A 20,575-nucleotide genomic window follows, 5' to 3' on the forward strand; every position below is an offset into this window, starting at 1 on the left:
CGCCACCCGGCTTTTTTCACGCCGGGATCAGGTCAATCTTACTGCTGCGAGACCAGACGCGGTGTGCGGCGAGCAAATCAAACAGCTTCGTCATAAACGCATTGTCAACGTTATCTCCTTCGACAATGCCGTCCTCACCTTGTTCTGCCACCTTCAGCTGCGCTTTAAACTGTCGCGCATCGCCGGACAGCGCGATCGGTTTAAGGTGCTTATAGGCTTCCAGCAGGTAATAAACGGCGTCACCGTTGTTCAGCAGGCTGGCAATATCCCCGCACGGCACAATCACCGCATCAACGGTCAGCGACGGCGCACCGGCAAAGGTCGCTGCCACCGGCAGCACGGAGCCGTCATCGGCGGTCACTTCACCCATGCGCGAATAGAGCAGTTTGGCGTGCACGCCCTGGGTTTTCAGCGCCTGCATGATCCCCAGCACGTCGCTGGCGCGGGTTTTGTCGTTCAGCAGGATGGCGACTACGCGGCCCTTAATCGAGCCACCCGGCACCGCATAAAGGCTCAGCGACGGATCTTTCTTCACGCCGTTAACCTCTTTTGGCGGAGCCAGGTTGCGCTGTTCATCGGTCAGCGTAATACCCAGGTTATCCGCCACGCTCTGGGCAAGCTGAATATCAATATGCGCTAGCTGATCGACCACGCGCTCTCGGATGTATGTGCGTACCACTTTGCTAAGTTCAAAGCTGAAGCCGCCGATAATGTGTTGCTGCTCAATCGGCGTCTGGCTGTTCCAGAACAGGCGCGGGTGGGCGTAATACTCGCCGAATGACGGGCTGCGTTCGCGAATTTTGTTGCCATCGATACGCTCCTGATACGATTCGAATCCACCGCGTTTCGGTCCGGGAGGGGTTTCACGCGGCCAGTTATCGTTGATGGAGTTCGGTTCATAGTTGGCCGGGTTGGTATCAATATCCTGACGGTGCATCCCGTCACGCTGGAAGTTGTGGTACGGGCAGGTTGGCCGGTTAATCGGAATTTCGTGGAAGTTCGGCCCGCCAAGACGACTGATCTGCGTATCGGTATACGAGAACAAACGTCCCTGTAAGAGTGGGTCGTTGGTGAAATCCAGCCCCGGCACGATATGCCCCGGGTGGAACGCGGCCTGCTCGTTTTCGGCAAAGAAATTATCCGGGTTGCGGTTGAGCACCATTTTACCCACCAGTTGAACCGGCACCAGCTCTTCCGGGATCAGCTTCGTCGGGTCCAGAAGATCGAAATCGAACTTAAATTCGTCCTCTTCCGGAATGAGCTGCAGGCCCAGTTCATACTCCGGGAAGTCACCTGCTTCAATGGATTCCCACAGCTCGCGGCGATGGAAGTCCGGATCGCGCCCGGTCAGCTTCTGCGCCTCATCCCATACCAGGGAGGCTTTACCCGCAACGGGCTTCCAGTGGAAACGGACAAACGTGGCTTTTCCCTCGGCGTTGATCAGACGGAAGGTATGAATACCAAATCCCTCCATCGTACGATAACTGCGCGGAATGCCCCGGTCTGACATCGCCCACATCACGTTATGCAAGGTTTCAGGCTGCAGGGAGACATAGTCCCAGAAGGTGTCGTGCGCACTTTGTCCCTGTGGTATGGCCCAGTGGGGCTCCGGTTTTACCGCATGGACAAAGTCAGGAAATTTATGCGCATCCTGAATGAAAAACACCGGGGTGTTGTTGCCTACCAGATCGAAAATACCTTCTTCGGTATAAAACTTGGTGGCAAAGCCGCGGATATCGCGCACCGTGTCTGCTGAACCCGCGCCACCCTGCACGGTGGAGAAACGCACAAACACCGGGGTGATTTTATCCGGGTCGGAGAGGAAATCCGCTTTAGTGATCGCTTTCAGGCTCTTGTATGGCTGGAAGTAGCCGTGCGCAGCGGAACCGCGCGCGTGGACGATGCGTTCCGGTATCCGTTCGTGATCAAAATGGGTGATTTTTTCCCGCAGGATAAAGTCTTCCAGCAGGGTTGGCCCACGCGCCCCGGCGCGCAGGGAGTTCTGATCATCTGCGATGCGTACGCCCTGATTGGTGGTGAGCGCAAAACCTTCACCGCCTTTACGGTGCGGCTCAAGGGATTTCAGCTTCTCGTTCCCGGTGTCCGGGGATTTCATACTTCCCGGTGCGGTAGGCTGTTCGCCAGGGGCGGAAGGGCCAGGGGAGGGGCGGTGAGAGCCGTCTGAAGGGGCGAGAGAGTCCATGCCCGGTTGAGATTCTTCAGTGCCATGAATGGGTGATTGATGTGTTTTATCTTTGTTCGACATTGCACGATTCTCCTTGATTCATTGCTAAAAACCCTATTAAGGATAGAACAATGTCGCGAGATGGCTCGCGAACTAAGAGTTTTCACATGCCGTCCTTAACGAAAGGAGCTATCTCACCCACTCGGTGCGCGACGGAAGGCAGCAGGATCGGCTATCATAGGATTTTCCTGCTTCAAGAATTTGCTTTAGTGAACCAGTCGCTTATGAAACCTCTTCGTCAACAAAACCGCCAGGTTATTAGCTACGTGCCCCGCGTTGAGCCCGCGCCGCCTGACCATGCCCTGAAAGTGGAGGGGTATCGCGATGTCTGGCAACTGCGGGGTAAATTCGTGGCCTTTGTGCTGATCGGCGAACATTTCCGCCGCTCTCCCACTTTTACAGTGCCGGAAGCGGCGCAGCGGTGGGCGATGCAGATCCGCCAGGATGAAGAGGTTGAAGAATAACAGCCATAAAAAAACCGCCATCAGGCGGTTTTTTTATTTCTACAGTGATTAACGGTGCGCCAGCTCGGCGTCGTCTTCACTTTCCAGAATCGCTTTGTCAGTCTGCTTCAGCCACTGGCTGGTCAGCGTTCCGGCGGTCATGGAGCCGCTCACGTTCAGCGCGGTACGGCCCATGTCGATCAGCGGCTCAACGGAGATGAGCAGGGCGACCAGCGTGACCGGCAGACCCAGCGCAGGCAGAACAATCAGCGCGGCGAAGGTTGCGCCACCGCCAACACCCGCAACGCCTGCGGAGCTTACGGTAACAATCCCGACCAGCGTGGCAATCCATACTGGATCCAGCGGGTTGATACCCACCGTCGGGGCGACCATCACGGCCAGCATTGCCGGGTACAGACCCGCACAGCCGTTCTGACCAATGGTCGCGCCAAAGGAGGCAGAGAAGCTGGCGATGGATTCAGGCACGCCCAGACGACGGGTTTGCGCTTCAACGTTCAGCGGAATAGACGCGGCGCTGGAACGGCTGGTGAAGGCAAAGGTCAGTACCGGCCAGACTTTACGGAAATATTTCAGCGGGCTGACGCCGTTCACGCCCAGCAGGATACCGTGCACTACGAACATAATGCCCAGGCCCAGATAAGAGGCGACGACGAAACTACCCAGCTTAATGATGTCCTGCAGGTTAGAGCCGGCAACCACTTTGGTCATCAGCGCCAGGACGCCGTAAGGGGTTAACTGCATCACCAGACGAACCAGCTTCATCACCCAGCTTTGCAGGGTATCAATCGCGGTCAGCACACGTTCGCCTTTTGGCGCGTCGTCTTTCAGCAGCTTCAGCGCCGCCACGCCGAGGAACGCGGCGAAAATGACCACGCTGATGATGGAGGTTGGGCTCGCGCCGGTCAGGTCAGCAAACGGGTTCTTCGGAATGAAGGAGAGCACCATCTGCGGCACGGTCAGGTCAGCCACTTTACCCACATAGTTGGTTTGAATCGCGGTCAGACGCGCCGTTTCAGCACTCCCCTGAACCAGACCTTCGGCAGTCAGGCCAAACAGGTTGGTTACCAGCACACCCACCAGCGCGGCAATCAGCGTGGTAAACAGCAGCGTACCAATGGTCAGGAAGCTGATTTTGCCCAGCTGAGTTGCGCTATGCAGGCGCGCAACGGCGCTCAGAATAGAGGCGAACACCAGCGGCATAACGATCATCTGCAGCAGCTGGACATAGCCGTTACCGACAATGTTGAACCACTGAATAGAATCTTTCAGAACTGGATTATCGGAGCCATAAATCGCCTGTAATGCCAGACCAAATACGACACCCATGGCCAGACCAACCAGCACTTTTTTCGCCAGGCTCCACTGTTTGTGGCGCGCCTGCGCGAGAAGCAATAGCAATACAACGAACACAACGACGTTCGCGATGAGTGGAAAATTCATCTCCGTTCTCCTGATTTATTATCGGGTCGGTTTTTACCGATCCTGTTGGCGGAAGGTTAGCAGAAGTGTGATGTAGCGCTTATATCCAAATGGAATGGGTTATGACAAACGGGATGATTTTGTCGGTTTACTGTTCAATCTGGTGATGAATAAAGCGATTAAACTGAAATTGCAGCGAATTAATCATCTGGGAAGACCAGCGGACTGCACTGTTTTCGGGCAATGTTTGTGGCATCCAGACGGCGTAAGCAAACAGCGCCATGCACAGCGCGCGCTCAAGCTGGTTACCTTTCTGAGGAGCAAGGATGGGAAAACGGAAACGCCAGCGGCAGGGCCACAGCAGCGGCACGCCCGCAGGCGTGAGCATATCGGCGAGAATATGGCTTAAATAACCCAGCACCATTCCCTGAATGGCATCGGCGGGAACTATCCAGCTATCGGGCACTTTTAAATAGAAGAGCGTCAGCAGGCCAAACACGGCCAGCAGACTGTGCGTAAACCCCCGGTGGCCGAACGCGCGGGCAATGGGTTTCGACACCCACTTCAGGCGCTGACCGAGGAAGGATTTGGGATGGTCAATATCGGGCAACAGACAGGTCAAAACGGCGGAAGGGACAATATGCCACCAGTCCCCCTGCGCCAGCACAGGAGTGAGTTCAGCGTTTTTGGCAAATACTGCGCACGCAATAGAAAAAAGCAGGTGGCCTTCCGCCGTCATGATAAAACCCACAAAACTGTCAATTCATACAGTATAGGGTTTTTATACAGTAGGCGGAAGAGGTGACGGTGTAACTGTTTGTCACAACCGGAGGGGGGCGTTAACCGCCCTGCAGGTGCTGCGCCGTGAGCTCTGCCAGTGAAGTGAGCTTCACATCGGCAAGGGCAAAGCGGGGATCGTGGCGGCCTTCTTCCGCAGGCACCACAATGGAGCGCATCCGCGCGGCTTTCGACGCCACCATACCGTTAACGGAATCTTCCAGAGCAACACAGTTGAGCGGATCAAGGCCCAGCTTAGCGGCGCAGTCCAGATAGACCTGCGGGTGGGGTTTGCTGTAAGGCAGTTTTTCAGCGGACGCCAGGGCGTCGAAACTGTCGCGCAGTTCAAACATGGTGAGCACTTTTTCCAGCATATGCAGTGGTGAAGCCGAGGCCAGGCCGACCTTCAGCCCCTGAGCTTTGCACAGCGCGACAGCATCACGTACGCCGGGCAGCAGCGGCTTGTTCTCTTCTACCAGCGAAATGGCACGGCTGATAATGCGTGCGGTCACTTCATCGCGACCGGGTCCAACCCATGGCTGTTGGGCAAACCACAGTTCAACCACCATATCGATGCGCAGACCCAGCGTATCAGGAAGTTCATTACGGCGGTTGATATCAACGCCAAGGCTGGCCATGACGTCCAGTTCGGCGCGATCCCACAACGGTTCGGAATCGATCAGTAATCCATCCATGTCAAAAATTGCGGCAAGAATTTGGCGCGGTGTCGACATCACAACGTCTCCTTATCCAGGGTGTTCGACAGACGATAAGTGCTAAGCACACTCTGCAATTTAGCATATTGCTTTTAAAGAGCGGGCGAAATTGATGACCAGCAGGTAGACTTAGGCACAAATAACGCGTCTTTATGAAGAGGAACTGATGACGTATCAACAAGCTGGACGCATCGCGGTCTTAAAACGTATTGCTGGCTGGGTGATTTTTATTCCTGCCGTCATTTCTACGCTGATTTCAGTGCTCAAATTTATGTACGATCACAGCGAAAAACAGCCGGGTATCAATGCGGTAATGCTTGATTTCGCTCATGTCATGATTGAGATGATGCGTTTTAATACGCCATTTTTGAATGTCTTCTGGTTCAACTCACCCACCCCGGATTTTCAGCATCAGTTGAATATCGGCTTCTGGGTGATTTACGCCCTCATCTTTGTCGCCCTGGCCCTGCAGGCCTCTGGCGCGCGAATGAGCCGCCAGACGCGCTTTTTACGCGAAGGCGTTGAGGACCAGTTAATTCTGGAACAGGCCAAAGGTCCGGAAGGAATGAGTCGGGAGCAGATTGAATCCCGTATTGTTGTTCCGCGTCATACCATTTTCCTGCAGATTTTCCCGCTCTATATCCTTCCCGTGCTCATCATTGTGGCGGGATATTTCTTTTTCTCACTGCTCGGTTTTCTGTAATTGATAAGGGTGGCGGTAAGGCCACCCGTTCTCTTCTCAGGCGGCAAGCATGCGCTCCAGCGCCCGCTGCGCGTTAACAAGGTGTTCACCGCCAAAAAGAATGGCACGGTTCATCAGCGTATAAAGCTGGTATACCGGTTGGCGATCGAGGAAGCCGGGCGGCAGGGGGGAAACAGACTGGTACCCGTCGTATATCTGCGGTGGCTGCTCAGGGTGTAGCGGCAGCATGGCAAGATCGCACTCTCTGTCACCCCAGTAGCAGGCCGGGTCGAAGATGTAGGGGCCGTTGGGACCCAGCGCGCAATTATCGGACCACAAATCGCCGTGAAGCAAAGAGGCCTGAGGCTGGTGGGATGCCAGACGCTGTTGAACATGCTCGACGATGGCATCAATATTGCCAAACTCAAGCCCTTTCTCAGCGGCCAGCTCAAGCTGCCAGCCAATGCGCTGCTCGGCAAAAAACGTCGACCAGCGGCGCTGCCAGGCGTTGGGCTGTGGCGTGGTGGAGAGATCATTGTCAAAATCGAGACCAAACTGCGGCTGGTCGCTCCATTGATGCAGGCGCGCTAACTGTTGACCGAGAATGAAAGCATTGTGGGCATCCAGCGGGCGGGCAGGGAGATATTCCATGACCAGAAAACTGTAGTCGCGGTCGCTACCCACGGCCAGGACCTGCGGGACGGTCACCGTTTTACTGCGCGACAGTAGCTCCAGCTGGTCGGCTTCGGCGGTAAATATCGGGAGCAACTCTCGCTCGTCGCATTTAACGAAAAGATCGCGCCCAGCGTAGCGTAAATGCCACGCGGCATGGATCTCACCGCCTGGCAGTTCGTTACGCAGTTCGATTTCACCTTCACCCAGTTGCTCACTTAAAAGATGACTGATAGCCTGCCACATGTTCTCTCTCCCATGTTGTCTGCCAGATCATAAAGTTAGCGCATAATTGCGGTAAAAAAATACGAACTAACGCACACCTGAGCGGTTTAAATTCATACAGGGCACTTATTGTTCTTTTTTCTGCCAGCTTTCCCAGGTTTTCACGTCAATTTCGGCTGGCTTGTCGGTCACACTTTCCACCAGACTGGCGCCCAGCGCATGAACCTCTTCCTGGCTCAGGGGGGTTATCAGGCCAAATGCCAGGGTGCCTAAATCATGAACATTGCCCTCGTCATCCGTGAGCGTGAGGAGAAAATTAGCCCGGGTGAAGGCGTTATTGAGCTCATTCAGCTCGGTCAGCGATGCTTCATGAAGGTTGATGGTAACGACGTAGCGGGTGATGTCACCACTGCTCATAATTCACCTCATTGTTATCATGGAAGTTTTCTTAGCATAGTCGATAGTTTGCGTTTGGCGACTCAGAGATGACATTCCCCTCCATAAAGATGAAGGGGAACAGGCGTTAATTTCGGGACAGGTAATCGACAATTTTTTGCGTATCGGATAACGAACAAAGACGCGTGCCCTGGTTGATGGTTGCGGCACTGCCTGCCGCCACGCCATAACGTGTCATTTCCAGCAGCGACGCGCCCTGCGCCAGTTTCAGCGTCATCGCGCCCACCATGCTGTCGCCAGCGCCTACCGTGCTCTGACTTTTCATCGGCGGCGGGACAACCTGAACGGACGACGTTTCATCAACTGCCAGTGCCCCCTGAGGGCCAAGGGAAACCACGACGCGTCGTGCTTTGCCGCTGCGTACCAGCTCCTGCGCGGCAGTGAGAACATCATCAGGCTGCGTCAACGCGCGGTTGACCAGTGCGCTAAGCTCTTTCTGGTTGGGTTTGACCAGCTCAAGATTGCCCGGTACCAGGGCCGCCAGCAGGGCCTCGCCGCTGCTGTCGACAATGCAGCGGATCCCGCGTTGCTGCGCGGCCTGAATCAGCGCGGTTAACTTTTCCGGGCTTACGCCGGGCGGCAGGCTACCGCTTATTACCAGCAGCGCACCGCTTTCTATCGTCAGCACTTTCTCTTCAAGCTGACGAAATTCATCATCGCTAAGTTTCGCACCAGGCATGACAAAACGGTACTGCTCGCCGCTTGATTCCACGTGGACATGCAGGTTTTGCCGCGTCCAGTCTTTGGCCTCGACGGTCTCTGCGGCCACCTGTTCATCTGCCAGCAGAGAGACCAGGTGTTCGCCGGTGGCACCGCCGGCGGGGAAAATTGCCGTCGCTTTACCGCCGAGGTGCGTAATGGCGCGCGCCACGTTGATACCGCCGCCGCCGGGCTCAAAGACAGGGGCGCTACAGCGCAATTTACCTTCCGGGTAAATCTGCGGCGTCAGGGTTGCGGAATCAAGGGAAGGGGAGAGCGTCAGGGTGTAGATAGAAACCATCATTACCTCCTTTTAGCGTGGGTTCTTATTAGTCTGGCACCATTTGTCAGGAAGGCAATGTAAATAACAGTATGATTTTAAATATGAATACTGACGAAAAGTGAGGCGCGGGTTATATAAAATAAAACGCTTTTTGGGATCGTTCTTATTCAAAAAATGAAATAAGAAAACATTGCTATGTTATTTGCGGCTTTTTATAATTTGTTACCTTTCTCTGGACGCCTTGTCATTGATCCTCAAGAAAGATTCCGGGACCGTGTGGTCTCTTTTTTTGTTGTACGGACTCCTTAATAAAATGAAGCTTTTAAAGACAGTTCCCGCTGCACTGATGCTGGCGGGTGGCGTGTTTGCAGCTATGAACGCAGCCGCCGATGATACCGTTTTTACTGTCATGGACGATCCCACCACCGCGAAAAAACCTTTTGAAGGTAACCTGAACGCAGGGTATCTGGCACAATCCGGTAACACGAAAAGCTCTTCTCTGACGGCGGACAGTACGCTCACCTGGTACGGTAGCAACACCGCCTGGTCTCTGTGGGGCAATGCCAGCAACACGTCCGCTAATGACGAACGCTCTTCCGAGAAATATGCGGCAGGCGGACGTAGCCGTTACAACATGACTGACTATGACTACCTGTTTGGTCAGGCAAGCTGGTTAACCGACCGTTACAACGGATATCGTCAGCGCGATGTGTTTACCGCCGGTTATGGTCGCCAGTTCCTGAATGGTCCGGTACACAGCTTCCGCTTTGAATTCGGTCCGGGTGTGCGTTATGACGAGTACACCGATGGTGATACCAAAACCCAACCGCTCGGTTACGCTTCCGGTACCTATGCCTGGCAGATGACGGACAACACCAAATTTACCCAGGGTGTTTCAGTATTTGGTGCCGACGATACGACGCTGAACTCTGAGACGGCGCTGAACGTGGCTATCAACGAGCACTTTGGTCTGAAAGTGGCTTACAACGTGACCTGGAACTCTTCACCACCAGAAACTGCACCGGATCATACCGATCGCAGAACCACGATTTCACTGGGTTACAGAATGTAATAATGGCGGGCCGATGATGTTGTCGGCCCGTATTTCAGCTCAGGCCTTTTGACGTCCCTTCTGATTACTGCTATTCGCCTCTAGCCCCAAATCATTGCCGCCCAACGAAGTAGCAGCATTGCGCCGCAGATGGCAATCAGCACCAGCACCATTTTCCAGTGTTTTACGGCAAATCGTTTTGTTGGCATAACCTAATCCTTGTCCGTTGATATCCACAGTCTACCAAACAGGGCCGAAATATGCCCCTTCTCAGGATCGATTGGGTTATGCCAGCGCAGGGTTAGGCTCAGAACCAGTGGAATCGTTCGGCGAGAATCAACAATAAACCTGTGGCTGAAAGGATGTTCAATATCACAACCGTTCTACTAGATACGTTCATGGTATGCACCTTTGGGTTTAAAGACCTGTTCAAGAGTAGCCCAGCATTTCTGGAATGCGAGCACCGGGAATATGCGACCTGCAAATTCATGCGAAAGTGCCAGCGCATCAATCTGCCGGCAGAGGGTGCAATCTCCCTTTTGTTAGTGTTAACATTACAAGCCTTGCTGTAAATCCGACGTAGTCTGATTTTCGGCAGGTGAATGATGACGAACCAATTTGACGATTGTTGGTCAGATGGTGTCGTAATCTATTGTCAAATCACGATTATTTTCTTTGTATATGCTCTTATGTGTGGGGCATCACTGCAAATAAGGATATAAAATGCCTGTAATTACTCTTCCTGATGGCAGCCAACGCCATTTCGACCACGCTGTTAGCCCAATGGATGTTGCCCTGGACATCGGTCCTGGTCTCGCGAAGGCGACCATCGCCGGCCGCGTTAACGGTGAACTGGTTGATGCGTCCGATCTGATCGAAAACGATGCGACGCTTGCAATCATTACCGCGAAAGACGAAGAAGGTCTGGAGATCATTCGTCACTCCTGCGCGCACCTGCTTGGCCATGCTATCAAACAGCTGTGGCCAAACACCAAAATGGCGATCGGTCCGGTTATCGACAATGGTTTCTACTACGACGTTGACCTTGATCACACCCTGACTCAGGAAGATATAGACGCGCTCGAAAAACGTATGCACGAGCTCGCCGAAACGAACTATGACGTCATCAAGAAGAAAGTCAGCTGGCACGAAGCGCGTGAAACCTTCGTGAAGCGTGGCGAGAGCTACAAGGTCTCAATTCTTGACGAAAACATTTCGCATGATGACAAGCCTGGCTTGTATCATCACGAAGAATACGTCGACATGTGCCGTGGACCGCACGTGCCGAACATGCGCTTCTGTCATCACTTCAAACTGATGAAGATCGCGGGTGCCTACTGGCGCGGCGACAGCAACAACAAGATGTTGCAGCGTATTTATGGTACCGCGTGGGCCGATAAAAAAGCCCTGAACGCGTACCTGCTGCGCCTGGAAGAGGCCGCGAAGCGTGACCACCGTAAAATCGGTAAGCAGCTTGACCTGTACCACATGCAGGAAGAAGCGCCGGGTATGGTGTTCTGGCATAACGATGGCTGGACTATCTTCCGTGAACTGGAAACCTTCGTACGCTCCAAGCTGAAAGAGTACCAGTATCAGGAAGTGAAGGGCCCGTTCATGATGGACCGTGTGCTGTGGGAAAAAACCGGCCACTGGGACAACTACAAAGATGCGATGTTCACCACCTCTTCTGAGAACCGTGAATATTGCATTAAGCCAATGAACTGCCCAGGCCACGTTCAGATCTTCAACCAGGGTCTGAAATCCTACCGCGATCTGCCGCTGCGTATGGCGGAGTTCGGTAGCTGCCACCGTAACGAACCATCAGGTGCGCTGCACGGTCTGATGCGTGTTCGTGGCTTTACTCAGGATGATGCGCATATCTTCTGTACGGAAGATCAGGTACGTGATGAAGTTAACGCCTGTATTCGTATGGTCTACGATATGTACAGCACCTTTGGCTTCGAGAAAATCGTGGTCAAACTCTCAACGCGTCCGGAAAAACGTATCGGTAGCGATGAGACATGGGATCGCGCAGAAGCGGATCTTGCCGTGGCGCTGGAAGAGAACGGCATTCCGTTCGAATACCAGCTGGGCGAGGGCGCATTCTACGGTCCGAAAATTGAATTTACCCTGTATGACTGTCTCGACAGAGCTTGGCAGTGCGGTACTGTACAGCTGGACTTCTCCCTGCCTCAGCGTCTTAGCGCCTCTTATGTTGGCGAAGACAACGAGCGTCAGGTGCCGGTAATGATTCACCGTGCAATCCTCGGTTCTCTGGAGCGCTTCATCGGCATCCTGACCGAAGAGTTTGCAGGCTTCTTCCCAACCTGGCTTGCGCCAGTGCAGGTTGTCGTGATGAATATTACCGATTCTCAGGCGGATTACGTTAAAGAATTGACGCAGAAACTTCAAAATGCGGGCATTCGCGTAAAAGCAGACTTGAGAAATGAGAAGATTGGCTTTAAAATCCGCGAGCACACTTTACGTCGTGTCCCGTATATGTTGGTCTGTGGTGATAAAGAGGTGGAAGCAGGCAAAGTTGCCGTTCGCACCCGCCGTGGTAAAGACCTGGGCAGCCTGGACGTAAGTGAAGTGATTGAGAAGCTGCAACAAGAGATTCGCAGCCGCAGTCTTCAACAACTGGAGGAATAAGGTATTAAAGGCGGAAAACGAGTTCAAACGGCACGTCCGAATCGTATCAATGGCGAGATTCGCGCCCAGGAAGTTCGCTTAACAGATCTTGAAGGTGAACCACTGGGGATTGTGAGTCTGAGAGAAGCGATCGAAAAAGCTGAAGAAGCTGGAGTAGATTTAGTTGAAATCAGCCCTAACGCCGAACCGCCAGTTTGTCGTATTATGGACTACGGCAAGTTCCTTTATGAAAAGAGTAAGTCTTCTAAGGAACAGAAGAAGAAGCAAAAAGTTATCCAGGTTAAGGAAATTAAATTCCGTCCTGGTACCGACGATGGCGATTATCAGGTAAAACTCCGCAGCCTGATTCGCTTTCTGGAAGATGGCGATAAGGCCAAGATCACACTGCGTTTCCGCGGTCGTGAGATGGCCCACCAACAGATCGGCATGGAAGTGCTTAATCGCGTCCGTGAAGATCTGAGTGAACTGGCAGTAGTCGAATCCTTCCCTACGAAGATCGAAGGCCGCCAGATGATCATGGTGCTCGCTCCTAAGAAGAAACAGTAAGGCCTTCAAGCAGCAAAATCTGTGGAGCCTTCGGGTTTCATAGGTTTTGTTCGCCTATGTTTCGTTTATTTAACAATGCGAAGTGGAAGTTATTAAGATGCCAAAAATTAAGACCGTACGCGGTGCTGCTAAGCGCTTCAAAAAAACCGGTGGTGGTGGATTTAAGCGTAAGCACGCAAACCTGCGTCATATTCTGACCAAAAAATCTACTAAGCGTAAACGTCACCTGCGTCCAAAAGGCCTCGTTTCTAAAGGCGATCTGGGTCTGGTTATCGCGTGCCTGCCGTACGCATAAGCCGTTAACGTTTAATTTTTTTACTAAGAATATAGATACAGGAGAGCACATATGGCTCGCGTAAAACGTGGTGTAATTGCACGTGCACGTCACAAGAAAATTTTGAAACAAGCTAAAGGCTACTACGGTGCGCGTTCACGCGTATACCGCGTTGCCTTCCAGGCTGTTATCAAAGCAGGTCAGTACGCTTACCGTGACCGTCGTCAACGTAAGCGTCAGTTCCGTCAACTGTGGATTGCGCGTATCAACGCAGCAGCACGTCAGAACGGTATTTCTTACAGCAAATTCATCAACGGCCTGAAAAAAGCTTCTGTTGAAATCGACCGTAAGATCCTGGCTGACATCGCAGTATTCGATAAAGTAGCGTTCACCGCTCTGGTCGAAAAAGCGAAAGCAGCACTGGCATAAGCCAGTTGAAAGAGGGGGCTTTGCTCCCTCTTTTGTTTTAACATCATCAGAACATTGACTTTTACCGGTCCAGGCTTTTCAATAAGGTCTTAACGGTTTTTACCCTACAAGGTAACGCAAGCATGAATGCTGCTATTTTCCGCTTCTTCTTTTACTTTAGCACCTGAGTTCAGGAGGCTAGCGCGTGAAAGATGAAACGAAAAACAGCGCCAGATAAGCCTCCCGATGGAGGCTTTTTTTGTGCCTGAATTTGAGAGAATAACTCCACCAGATCGGTGTCTGCACCGACATAATGAGGAAAATCATGTCACATCTCGCAGAGCTGGTTGCCAGTGCAACAGCCGCCATTAATCAGGCCTCAGATGTTGCCGCGTTAGACAATGTCCGCGTCGAATATCTTGGTAAGAAAGGGCACCTGACCCTTCAAATGACTACCCTGCGTGAACTGCCGCCAGAAGAACGCCCGGCAGCGGGTGCGGTGATTAACGATGCCAAAGAGCAGGTGCAACAGGCACTGAATGCGCGCAAAGCTGAGCTGGAAAGTGCGGTGCTGAACGCGCGTCTGGCCGCAGAGACGATCGACGTTTCTCTGCCGGGTCGTCGTATTGAAAACGGCGGTCTGCACCCGGTCACACGTACGATTGACCGCATTGAAAGTTTCTTCGGTGAGCTCGGCTTTACCGTGGCGACTGGCCCGGAAATCGAAGATGATTACCACAACTTCGACGCCCTGAATATTCCTGGCCATCATCCGGCTCGTGCTGACCACGACACTTTCTGGTTCGACGCTACGCGTCTGCTGCGTACCCAGACCTCAGGCGTTCAGATCCGTACCATGAAGGATCAGGAACCGCCAATCCGCATCATTGCGCCGGGCCGCGTCTATCGTAACGACTACGATCAGACCCACACCCCAATGTTCCATCAGATGGAAGGCCTGATTGTTGATAAAAACATCAGCTTTACCAACCTGAAGGGCACGCTGCACGATTTCCTGAACAACTTCTTTGAGGAAGATCTGCAGGTCCGTTTCCGTCCGTCCTACTTCCCGTTCACTGAACCGTCTGCGGAAGTTGACGTGATGGGTAAAAACGGCAAATGGCTGGAAGTGCTGGGCTGCGGCATGGTGCATCCAAACGTGCTGCGCAACGTGGGTATCGATCCGGAAGTTTACTCCGGCTTTGCGTTTGGCATGGGCATGGAACGTCTGACCATGCTGCGCTACGGCGTGACCGACTTACGTGCATTCTTCGAAAACGATCTGCGTTTCCTCAAACAGTTTAAATAAGGGCAGGACAGAACAATGAAATTCAGTGAACTGTGGTTACGCGAATGGGTGAATACCACGCTGGACAGCGACGCGCTTTCTAACCAGATCACCATGGCGGGTCTGGAAGTGGATGGTGTTGAGCCGGTTTCAGGGGCATTCAACGGCGTGGTGGTTGGTGAAGTGGTGGAGTGCGGTCAGCACCCTAACGCTGACAAACTGCGCGTAACAAAGGTTAATGTGGGCGGCGACCGTCTGCTGGATATCGTCTGCGGTGCGCCAAACTGCCGTCAGGGGCTGAAAGTGGCCGTGGCGACCGTGGGTGCGGTGCTGCCGGGTGATTTCAAAATTAAAGCTGCCAAACTGCGCGGTGAGCCGTCTGAAGGCATGCTGTGCTCGTTCTCCGAGCTGGGTATTTCCGACGATCACAACGGCATCATTGAGCTACCGCTGGATGCGCCAATCGGCACCGATATCCGCGAATATCTGAAGCTTGATGACAACACCATCGAAATCAGCGTCACGCCAAACCGCGCTGACTGCTTAGGTATCATCGGCGTGGCGCGCGACGTTGCCGTGCTGAACCAGACCGAGCTGAACGCGCCGGAGATCGCCCCGGTTGAAGCGACCATCAGTGACGTGCTGCCTATTCAGGTTGACGCTGCGGATGCTTGCCCACGCTATCTTGGTCGCGTGGTGAAAGGCATCAACGTTAAAGCGCCAACCCCGCTGTGGATGAAAGAAAAACTGCGTCGTTGCGGTATCCGTTCTATCGATGCGGTAGTTGACGTGACTAACTACGTTCTGCTGGAGCTGGGCCAGCCGATGCATGCGTTCGATAAAGATCGTATCGAAGGCGGTATTGTGGTCCGTATGGCGAAAGAGGGTGAAACCCTGGTTCTGCTGGACGGCAGCGAAGCGAAACTGAACGCTGACACGCTGGTTATTGCCGACCACGCTAAAGCGCTGGCAATGGGTGGTATCTTCGGCGGTGAACACTCTGGCGTGAACGATGAGACGCAAAACGTGCTGCTGGAATGCGCGTTCTTCAGCCCGCTCTCTATCACCGGTCGCGCACGTCGTCATGGCCTGCACACCGATGCCTCACATCGCTACGAGCGCGGCGTTGACCCGGCGCTGCAGTACAAAGCGATGGAACGTGCGACCCGTCTGCTGATCGACATCTGCGGCGGTGAAGCGGGCCCGGTTATCGACGTCACCAGTGAAGAGACTCTGCCGAAGCGCGCAACCATCACCCTGCGTCGCAGCAAGCTGGATCGCCTGATTGGGCACCATGTTGCCGATGCGCAGGTGACCGATATCCTGAAGCGTCTGGGTTGCGACGTGACCGAAGGCCAGGACGAGTGGAAAGCCGTTGCGCCATCCTGGCGTTTCGATATGGAAATCGAAGAAGATCTGGTGGAAGAAGTGGCCCGCGTATACGGCTACAACAACATCCCTGACGAGCCTGTCCAGGCCGGTCTGGTGATGGGTTCCCACCGTGAAGCCGACCTGTCCCTGAAGCGTGTGAAAACCATGCTGAACGACAAAGGCTACCAGGAAGTGATCACCTACAGCTTTGTTGATCCAAAACTGCAGCAGCTGATCCACCCGGGCCAGGAAGCGCTGATCCTGCCAAGCCCAATCTCCAGCGAAATGTCTGCAATGCGTCTGTCCCTGTGGACGGGGCTGCTGGGCACTATCGTTTATAACCAGAATCGCCAGCAAAACCGCGTGCGAATTTTCGAAAGCGGTTTGCGCTTTGTGCCGGATAATCAGGCAAATTTAGGCATCCGTCAGGATCTCATGCTGGCTGGCGCTATCAGCGGTAACCGCTATGAAGAGCACTGGGACCTGGCAAAAGGCACGGTTGATTTCTACGATATGAAGGGCGATCTGGAAGCGATTCTGGATCTGACCGGTAAATTATCTGAAATTGAATTCCGCGCAGAAGCCATCCCGGCGCTGCATCCGGGCCAGAGCGCGGCCATCTATTTAGACGGTAAACGCGTTGGTTTCATTGGGGTTGTTCACCCTGAGCTGGAGCGTAAACTGGACCTGAACGGCCGTACCATCGTGTTTGAGCTGGAATGGAACCTGGTGGCAGACCGCGTGATTCCTCAGGCTCAGGACGTCTCCCGCTTCCCGGCAAACCGCCGTGACATCGCGGTTGTGGTCGCGGAAAACGTGCCCGCAGCAGATATTTTGGCCGAATGTAAGAAAGTTGGCGTAAATCAGGTAGTTGGCGTAAACTTATTTGACGTGTACCGCGGCAAGGGCGTAGCAGAAGGTTTCAAGAGCCTCGCTATTAGCCTTATCCTTCAGGATACCAGCCGTACACTCGAAGAAGAGGAGATTGCCGCTACCGTCGCCAAATGTGTAGAGGCATTAAAAGAGCGATTCCAGGCATCATTGAGGGATTGAACCTATGGCGCTTACAAAAGCTGAAATGTCAGAATATCTGTTTGATAAGCTTGGGCTTAGCAAACGGGATGCCAAAGAGCTGGTAGAGCTGTTTTTCGAAGAGATCCGTCGTGCTCTGGAAAATGGTGAGCAGGTAAAACTCTCCGGTTTTGGCAATTTTGATTTGCGAGACAAAAACCAACGTCCGGGTCGCAACCCGAAGACGGGGGAAGATATTCCCATTACAGCCCGCCGCGTGGTGACCTTCAGACCCGGCCAGAAGTTAAAAAGCCGTGTCGAAAACGCAACGCCCAAAGCAGAGTAATATGAACTAACCAAAAAGGCCGCCCACGCGGCCTTTTTTCTTTGCGCTCTCTGGTAAACCCACCGTAAAATCAATTACATCTCACGCTACTAATAACCGTACATATGCTTGATTATGCCCATCGCCAGCACCGTTCCGATCGACGTCGCCTGTTTTTGCTGGTGCTGTTGCTCATTGTCGCCGCGGGTGTAAGCCTCTGCGCCGGCGACAGATGGATAGGGCCCGGAAGCTGGTGGGGGCCTGACGGGCAGCTCTTCGTCTGGCAAATTCGTCTACCGCGCACCGTCGCGGTGATTCTGGTAGGTGCCTCGCTGGCGCTGTGCGGTACCATTATGCAGGCGTTGTTTGATAACCCGCTGGCGGAGCCCGGGCTGCTCGGCGTGTCGAACGGCGCAGGCGTGGGGCTGATTGCGGCGGTGATGCTGGGCGGGGGAGAACTCTCCGGATGGGGGATTAGCCTGAGCGCTATTCTCGGCGCATTAGTGATAACAGCGATCCTTCTTCGCTTCGCCAGACGGCACTTATCCACCAGCCGCCTGCTGCTTGCCGGCGTGGCGCTGGGGATAATCTGCAGCGCGCTGATGACCTGGGCGGTCTACTTCTCGACATCCTTTGACTTGCGCCAGCTGATGTACTGGATGATGGGCGGCTTTGGCGGCGTTGACTGGCACCAGGGATGGCTAATGGCGCTGCTGGTACCGGTTATCGCGTGGGCTGCCCTGCAGGCGCAGCCGCTGAATATGCTCGCGCTGGGTGAAACCTCCGCCCGCCAGCTCGGGATGCCAATAGGGTTCTGGCGTAATGTGCTGGTCATCGCCATTGGCTGGCTGGTCGGCGTTAGCGTCGCCCTGGCGGGCGCGATTGGCTTTATCGGTCTGGTTATTCCGCACATGCTGCGGCTATGTGGCCTCACGGACCATCGAACCTTACTTCCGGCCTCGGCTGTTGCCGGGGCCGTCACGCTGCTGGTCGCCGATATCATCGCCCGGCTTGCCCTGACAGCCGCAGAGCTACCCATTGGCGTGGTGACCGCCACGCTGGGCGCGCCGGTATTTATCTGGCTACTATTAAAAGCTGGACGTTAAATCACTATACCCGTAAGACAACCTGAGGGAATGCTATGCAGTCAGATATCCTGAATACTGAAGTGACCACCATTGATGGCGAAAACACTACGCTTGAAGGCTACAAAGGTAACGTGTTGCTCATCGTCAACGTGGCATCCAAATGTGGCCTGACGCCACAGTACGAGCAGCTGGAAAACATTCAGAAGGCCTGGGAGAAGGACGGTTTCACCGTGCTGGGTTTCCCATGCAATCAGTTCCTGGGACAGGAGCCGGGCAGCGAAGAGGAAATCAAAACGTTTTGCAGCACCACCTACGGCGTGACGTTCCCACTGTTCAGCAAAATCGACGTCAACGGTGAAGCTCGCCATCCTTTGTATACGAAGCTGATCGCTGCCGCACCGAAAGCCGTTGCGCCGGAAGGAAGCGGTTTCTATGAACGCATGGCCAGCAAAGGCCGCGCGCCGCTCTATCCGGACGACATTCTGTGGAACTTCGAAAAATTCCTGATTGGCCGTGATGGCCAGGTCGTTCAGCGTTTTTCACCGGATATGACGCCTGAAGATCCGATTGTCATGGAATCTATCAAGCTGGCGCTGGCGAAATAATGTCTTTGCTAATGCAGCTCACGGACGTTGCCGAGAAGGGACGTCTGGAACCGATAACCGGTACCCTCAATGCGGGAGAAATCCTGCATCTTGTTGGGCCGAACGGCGCAGGGAAAAGCACGCTGCTGGCGCGGATGGCAGGCCTGACCGGCGGAGCAGGGCGGATAACGTTGCTGGAGCATACGCTTGCCGACTGGTCGCCGGTCTCGCTGGCGCATCGGCGCAGTTACCTCGTTCAGCAGCAACTGCCACCCTTTGCCATGCCTGTCTGGCACTATCTGATGCTGCATTTGCACGACAAACAACATACGGCACTGCTGACGGACGTGGCTGCGGCCCTGGGGCTGGAAGATAAACTGTCCCGGCATGCCAGCCAGCTTTCCGGGGGGGAATGGCAGCGGGTGCGTCTGGCGGCTGTTATCGTTCAGATCCACCCGGCAGGTAATCCTCACGGGCGGATGCTGCTGCTCGATGAACCCATGAGCGGTCTGGATGTGGCGCAGCAGGCGGCGCTGGATACGCTGTTAAGCGCCCTGAGCCGAAAAGGCATCGCCGTGGTGATGAGCAGTCACGACCTCAACCATACCTTGCGTCATGCCCACCGGGTGTGGCTGCTGTCGCGTGGAAAGATGATCGCCAGCGGTACGCGGGATCAGGTTCTTACGCCACCCAATCTTGCCCGCGCGTACAATATGTCGTTTCGCAGGCTAGATATAGAGGGACATAAGATGCTGATTTCTACCGGGCAGGAGTAACCGTTTCTTGCCTGTTAGCACAATTGCACGCTAAATTACGAAAAGAATAAAAAAAGCAGAGGATTCGTCTGAAATGCGATTCTGGTTTATCCTGATGGCCGCACTCTTTCTTGCGGGATGCAGTAGCCATCGTGCCACGCCGCCTAACCCACGGCTTTCAGATTCGATCACCGTCATCGCCAGCCTCAACGATCAGCTGAGCAACTGGCGCGGCACCCCTTATCGCTACGGCGGCATGAGCCGGGGTGGTGTGGATTGTTCCGGCTTTGTTCTGATGACATTTCGCGACAAGTTTGATTTACAGCTACCGCGCGAAACGCGCAAACAGGCTGAAATCGGTACTGAAATTGATAAAGACGATCTTCTGCCTGGGGACCTGGTTTTCTTCAAAACCGGATCGGGTGAAAGCGGTCTTCATGTGGGGATATATGATACAGACAATCAGTTTATTCACGCCTCAACCAGTCGCGGCGTGATGCGCTCATCTCTTGATAATGTTTACTGGCGTAAAAATTTCTGGCAGGCACGACGTATATAGACTTCGTCGGACGCATCTCTTATGA

24 protein-coding genes and 1 other annotated feature are annotated in these 20,575 nt (G+C 54.0%); of the genes, 15 read left to right on the forward strand and 9 right to left on the reverse strand.

From position 1 onward, the window contains the following. Positions 1-16 precede the first annotated feature (16 nt). Positions 17-2,266 carry a catalase HPII gene (katE, locus tag E3U32_RS18580; RefSeq protein WP_134349953.1) on the reverse strand — a complete coding sequence of 750 codons (2,250 nt, stop codon included), beginning with the start codon at positions 2,264-2,266 and terminating at the stop codon, positions 17-19. Positions 2,267-2,352: 86 nt separating this feature from the next. Between katE and cedA the strand changes: the two genes are divergently transcribed. Beyond that, positions 2,353-2,709, forward strand: coding sequence for a cell division activator CedA (gene cedA, locus E3U32_RS18585; protein WP_435659355.1), 357 nt, complete (start codon positions 2,353-2,355; stop codon positions 2,707-2,709). Between the two features lie 48 nt (positions 2,710-2,757). On the opposite strand, the gene E3U32_RS18590 is transcribed toward cedA, so the two are convergent. The 3 genes from E3U32_RS18590 to hxpB form a co-directional block, all read right to left on the reverse strand. Further along, positions 2,758-4,149 carry an L-cystine transporter gene (locus E3U32_RS18590; protein WP_134349955.1) on the reverse strand — a complete coding sequence of 464 codons (1,392 nt, stop codon included), beginning with the start codon at positions 4,147-4,149 and terminating at the stop codon, positions 2,758-2,760. Between the two features lie 127 nt (positions 4,150-4,276). After that, positions 4,277-4,867, reverse strand: coding sequence for a metal-dependent hydrolase (locus E3U32_RS18595; protein ID WP_134349956.1), 591 nt, complete (start codon positions 4,865-4,867; stop codon positions 4,277-4,279). Between the two features lie 100 nt (positions 4,868-4,967). Beyond that, positions 4,968-5,639: a hexitol phosphatase HxpB gene (gene hxpB, locus E3U32_RS18600; protein ID WP_134349957.1), complete on the reverse strand. Its 672-nt coding sequence runs from the start codon at positions 5,637-5,639 to the stop codon at positions 4,968-4,970. A 148-nt stretch (positions 5,640-5,787) separates the two neighbouring features. Here hxpB and E3U32_RS18605 point away from each other — a divergent pair, with 148 nt between their 5' ends. Continuing rightward, positions 5,788-6,324 (forward strand): YniB family protein, encoded by a 537-nt coding sequence (locus E3U32_RS18605; RefSeq protein ID WP_134349958.1) that lies wholly within the window; start codon positions 5,788-5,790, stop codon positions 6,322-6,324. Between the two features lie 36 nt (positions 6,325-6,360). Here the strand turns inward: E3U32_RS18605 and E3U32_RS18610 are convergent, their stop codons facing one another. From E3U32_RS18610 to pfkB, 3 genes are all read right to left on the reverse strand, one after another. Continuing rightward, positions 6,361-7,221, reverse strand: a complete 861-nt coding sequence (locus E3U32_RS18610) for a fructosamine kinase family protein (RefSeq protein ID WP_008500662.1) — start codon at positions 7,219-7,221, stop codon at positions 6,361-6,363. 105 nt (positions 7,222-7,326) lie between these two features. Beyond that, on the reverse strand, positions 7,327-7,617 hold the full coding sequence (gene ghoS / locus E3U32_RS18615) for a type V toxin-antitoxin system endoribonuclease antitoxin GhoS (RefSeq protein ID WP_134349959.1): 291 nt from the start codon (positions 7,615-7,617) through the stop codon (positions 7,327-7,329). Positions 7,618-7,723: 106 nt separating this feature from the next. Continuing rightward, positions 7,724-8,656, reverse strand: coding sequence for a 6-phosphofructokinase II (gene pfkB / locus E3U32_RS18620; RefSeq protein WP_134350746.1), 933 nt, complete (start codon positions 8,654-8,656; stop codon positions 7,724-7,726). Positions 8,657-8,951: 295 nt separating this feature from the next. On the opposite strand from pfkB, the gene E3U32_RS18625 reads away from it, so the two are divergent. Continuing rightward, a complete protein-coding gene (locus tag E3U32_RS18625; RefSeq protein WP_134349960.1) occupies positions 8,952-9,710 on the forward strand; it encodes a DUF481 domain-containing protein in 759 nt (252 codons plus the stop codon). An 80-nt stretch (positions 9,711-9,790) separates the two neighbouring features. Here E3U32_RS18625 and yniD read toward each other — a convergent pair whose 3' ends face one another. Together yniD and yncL are read right to left on the reverse strand one after the other, a co-directional pair. After that, positions 9,791-9,898: a small membrane protein YniD gene (gene yniD, locus E3U32_RS18630; protein WP_008500658.1), complete on the reverse strand. Its 108-nt coding sequence runs from the start codon at positions 9,896-9,898 to the stop codon at positions 9,791-9,793. 98 nt (positions 9,899-9,996) lie between these two features. After that, on the reverse strand, positions 9,997-10,197 hold the full coding sequence (gene yncL / locus E3U32_RS23915) for a stress response membrane protein YncL (RefSeq protein WP_080471855.1): 201 nt from the start codon (positions 10,195-10,197) through the stop codon (positions 9,997-9,999). Positions 10,198-10,412: 215 nt separating this feature from the next. Between yncL and thrS the strand changes: the two genes are divergently transcribed. The 12 genes from thrS (at position 10,413) to E3U32_RS18695 (ending at position 20,550) form a co-directional block, all read left to right on the forward strand. Then, the gene (gene thrS, locus E3U32_RS18640; RefSeq protein ID WP_025757343.1) at positions 10,413-12,341 is read left to right on the forward strand and encodes a threonine--tRNA ligase; all 1,929 of its coding nucleotides are present in this window, start codon (positions 10,413-10,415) and stop codon (positions 12,339-12,341) included. A gap of 3 nt (positions 12,342-12,344) precedes the next feature. Then, complete coding sequence (gene infC / locus E3U32_RS18645) at positions 12,345-12,887, forward strand: translation initiation factor IF-3 (RefSeq protein ID WP_059443439.1); 543 nt, start codon at positions 12,345-12,347, stop codon at positions 12,885-12,887. Between the two features lie 97 nt (positions 12,888-12,984). Beyond that, positions 12,985-13,182: a 50S ribosomal protein L35 gene (gene rpmI, locus E3U32_RS18650; protein WP_003030583.1), complete on the forward strand. Its 198-nt coding sequence runs from the start codon at positions 12,985-12,987 to the stop codon at positions 13,180-13,182. 51 nt (positions 13,183-13,233) lie between these two features. Next, positions 13,234-13,590, forward strand: a complete 357-nt coding sequence (rplT, locus tag E3U32_RS18655; RefSeq protein ID WP_000124850.1) for a 50S ribosomal protein L20 — start codon at positions 13,234-13,236, stop codon at positions 13,588-13,590. A gap of 117 nt (positions 13,591-13,707) precedes the next feature. Continuing rightward, positions 13,708-13,832: a sequence feature (Phe leader region), on the forward strand. Next, entirely contained in the window at positions 13,713-13,757 is a 45-nt protein-coding gene (pheM, locus tag E3U32_RS23670; RefSeq protein ID WP_001386830.1) for a pheST operon leader peptide PheM, read from the forward strand. It overlaps the preceding feature by 45 nt. Positions 13,833-13,894: 62 nt before the next feature. Continuing rightward, positions 13,895-14,878 carry a phenylalanine--tRNA ligase subunit alpha gene (gene pheS / locus E3U32_RS18665; RefSeq protein ID WP_134349961.1) on the forward strand — a complete coding sequence of 328 codons (984 nt, stop codon included), beginning with the start codon at positions 13,895-13,897 and terminating at the stop codon, positions 14,876-14,878. 15 nt (positions 14,879-14,893) lie between these two features. After that, positions 14,894-17,281 carry a phenylalanine--tRNA ligase subunit beta gene (pheT, locus tag E3U32_RS18670; protein ID WP_134349962.1) on the forward strand — a complete coding sequence of 796 codons (2,388 nt, stop codon included), beginning with the start codon at positions 14,894-14,896 and terminating at the stop codon, positions 17,279-17,281. Positions 17,282-17,285: 4 nt separating this feature from the next. Continuing rightward, complete coding sequence (gene ihfA, locus E3U32_RS18675; protein WP_003857805.1) at positions 17,286-17,585, forward strand: integration host factor subunit alpha; 300 nt, start codon at positions 17,286-17,288, stop codon at positions 17,583-17,585. 104 nt (positions 17,586-17,689) lie between these two features. Beyond that, a complete protein-coding gene (btuC, locus tag E3U32_RS18680) occupies positions 17,690-18,670 on the forward strand; it encodes a vitamin B12 ABC transporter permease BtuC (protein ID WP_134349963.1) in 981 nt (326 codons plus the stop codon). 35 nt (positions 18,671-18,705) lie between these two features. After that, positions 18,706-19,257 carry a glutathione peroxidase gene (locus E3U32_RS18685; protein ID WP_134349964.1) on the forward strand — a complete coding sequence of 184 codons (552 nt, stop codon included), beginning with the start codon at positions 18,706-18,708 and terminating at the stop codon, positions 19,255-19,257. Then, positions 19,257-20,012, forward strand: a complete 756-nt coding sequence (gene btuD, locus E3U32_RS18690) for a vitamin B12 ABC transporter ATP-binding protein BtuD (protein ID WP_134349965.1) — start codon at positions 19,257-19,259, stop codon at positions 20,010-20,012. The genes E3U32_RS18685 and btuD overlap by 1 nt, the downstream gene beginning before the upstream one ends. A 73-nt stretch (positions 20,013-20,085) precedes the next feature. Continuing rightward, on the forward strand, positions 20,086-20,550 hold the full coding sequence (locus E3U32_RS18695; RefSeq protein ID WP_134349966.1) for a C40 family peptidase: 465 nt from the start codon (positions 20,086-20,088) through the stop codon (positions 20,548-20,550). Positions 20,551-20,575: the final 25 nt, after the last annotated feature.

This window comes from Lelliottia nimipressuralis (assembly GCF_004402045.1).
Lineage (GTDB): Bacteria > Pseudomonadota > Gammaproteobacteria > Enterobacterales > Enterobacteriaceae > Enterobacter > Enterobacter chinensis.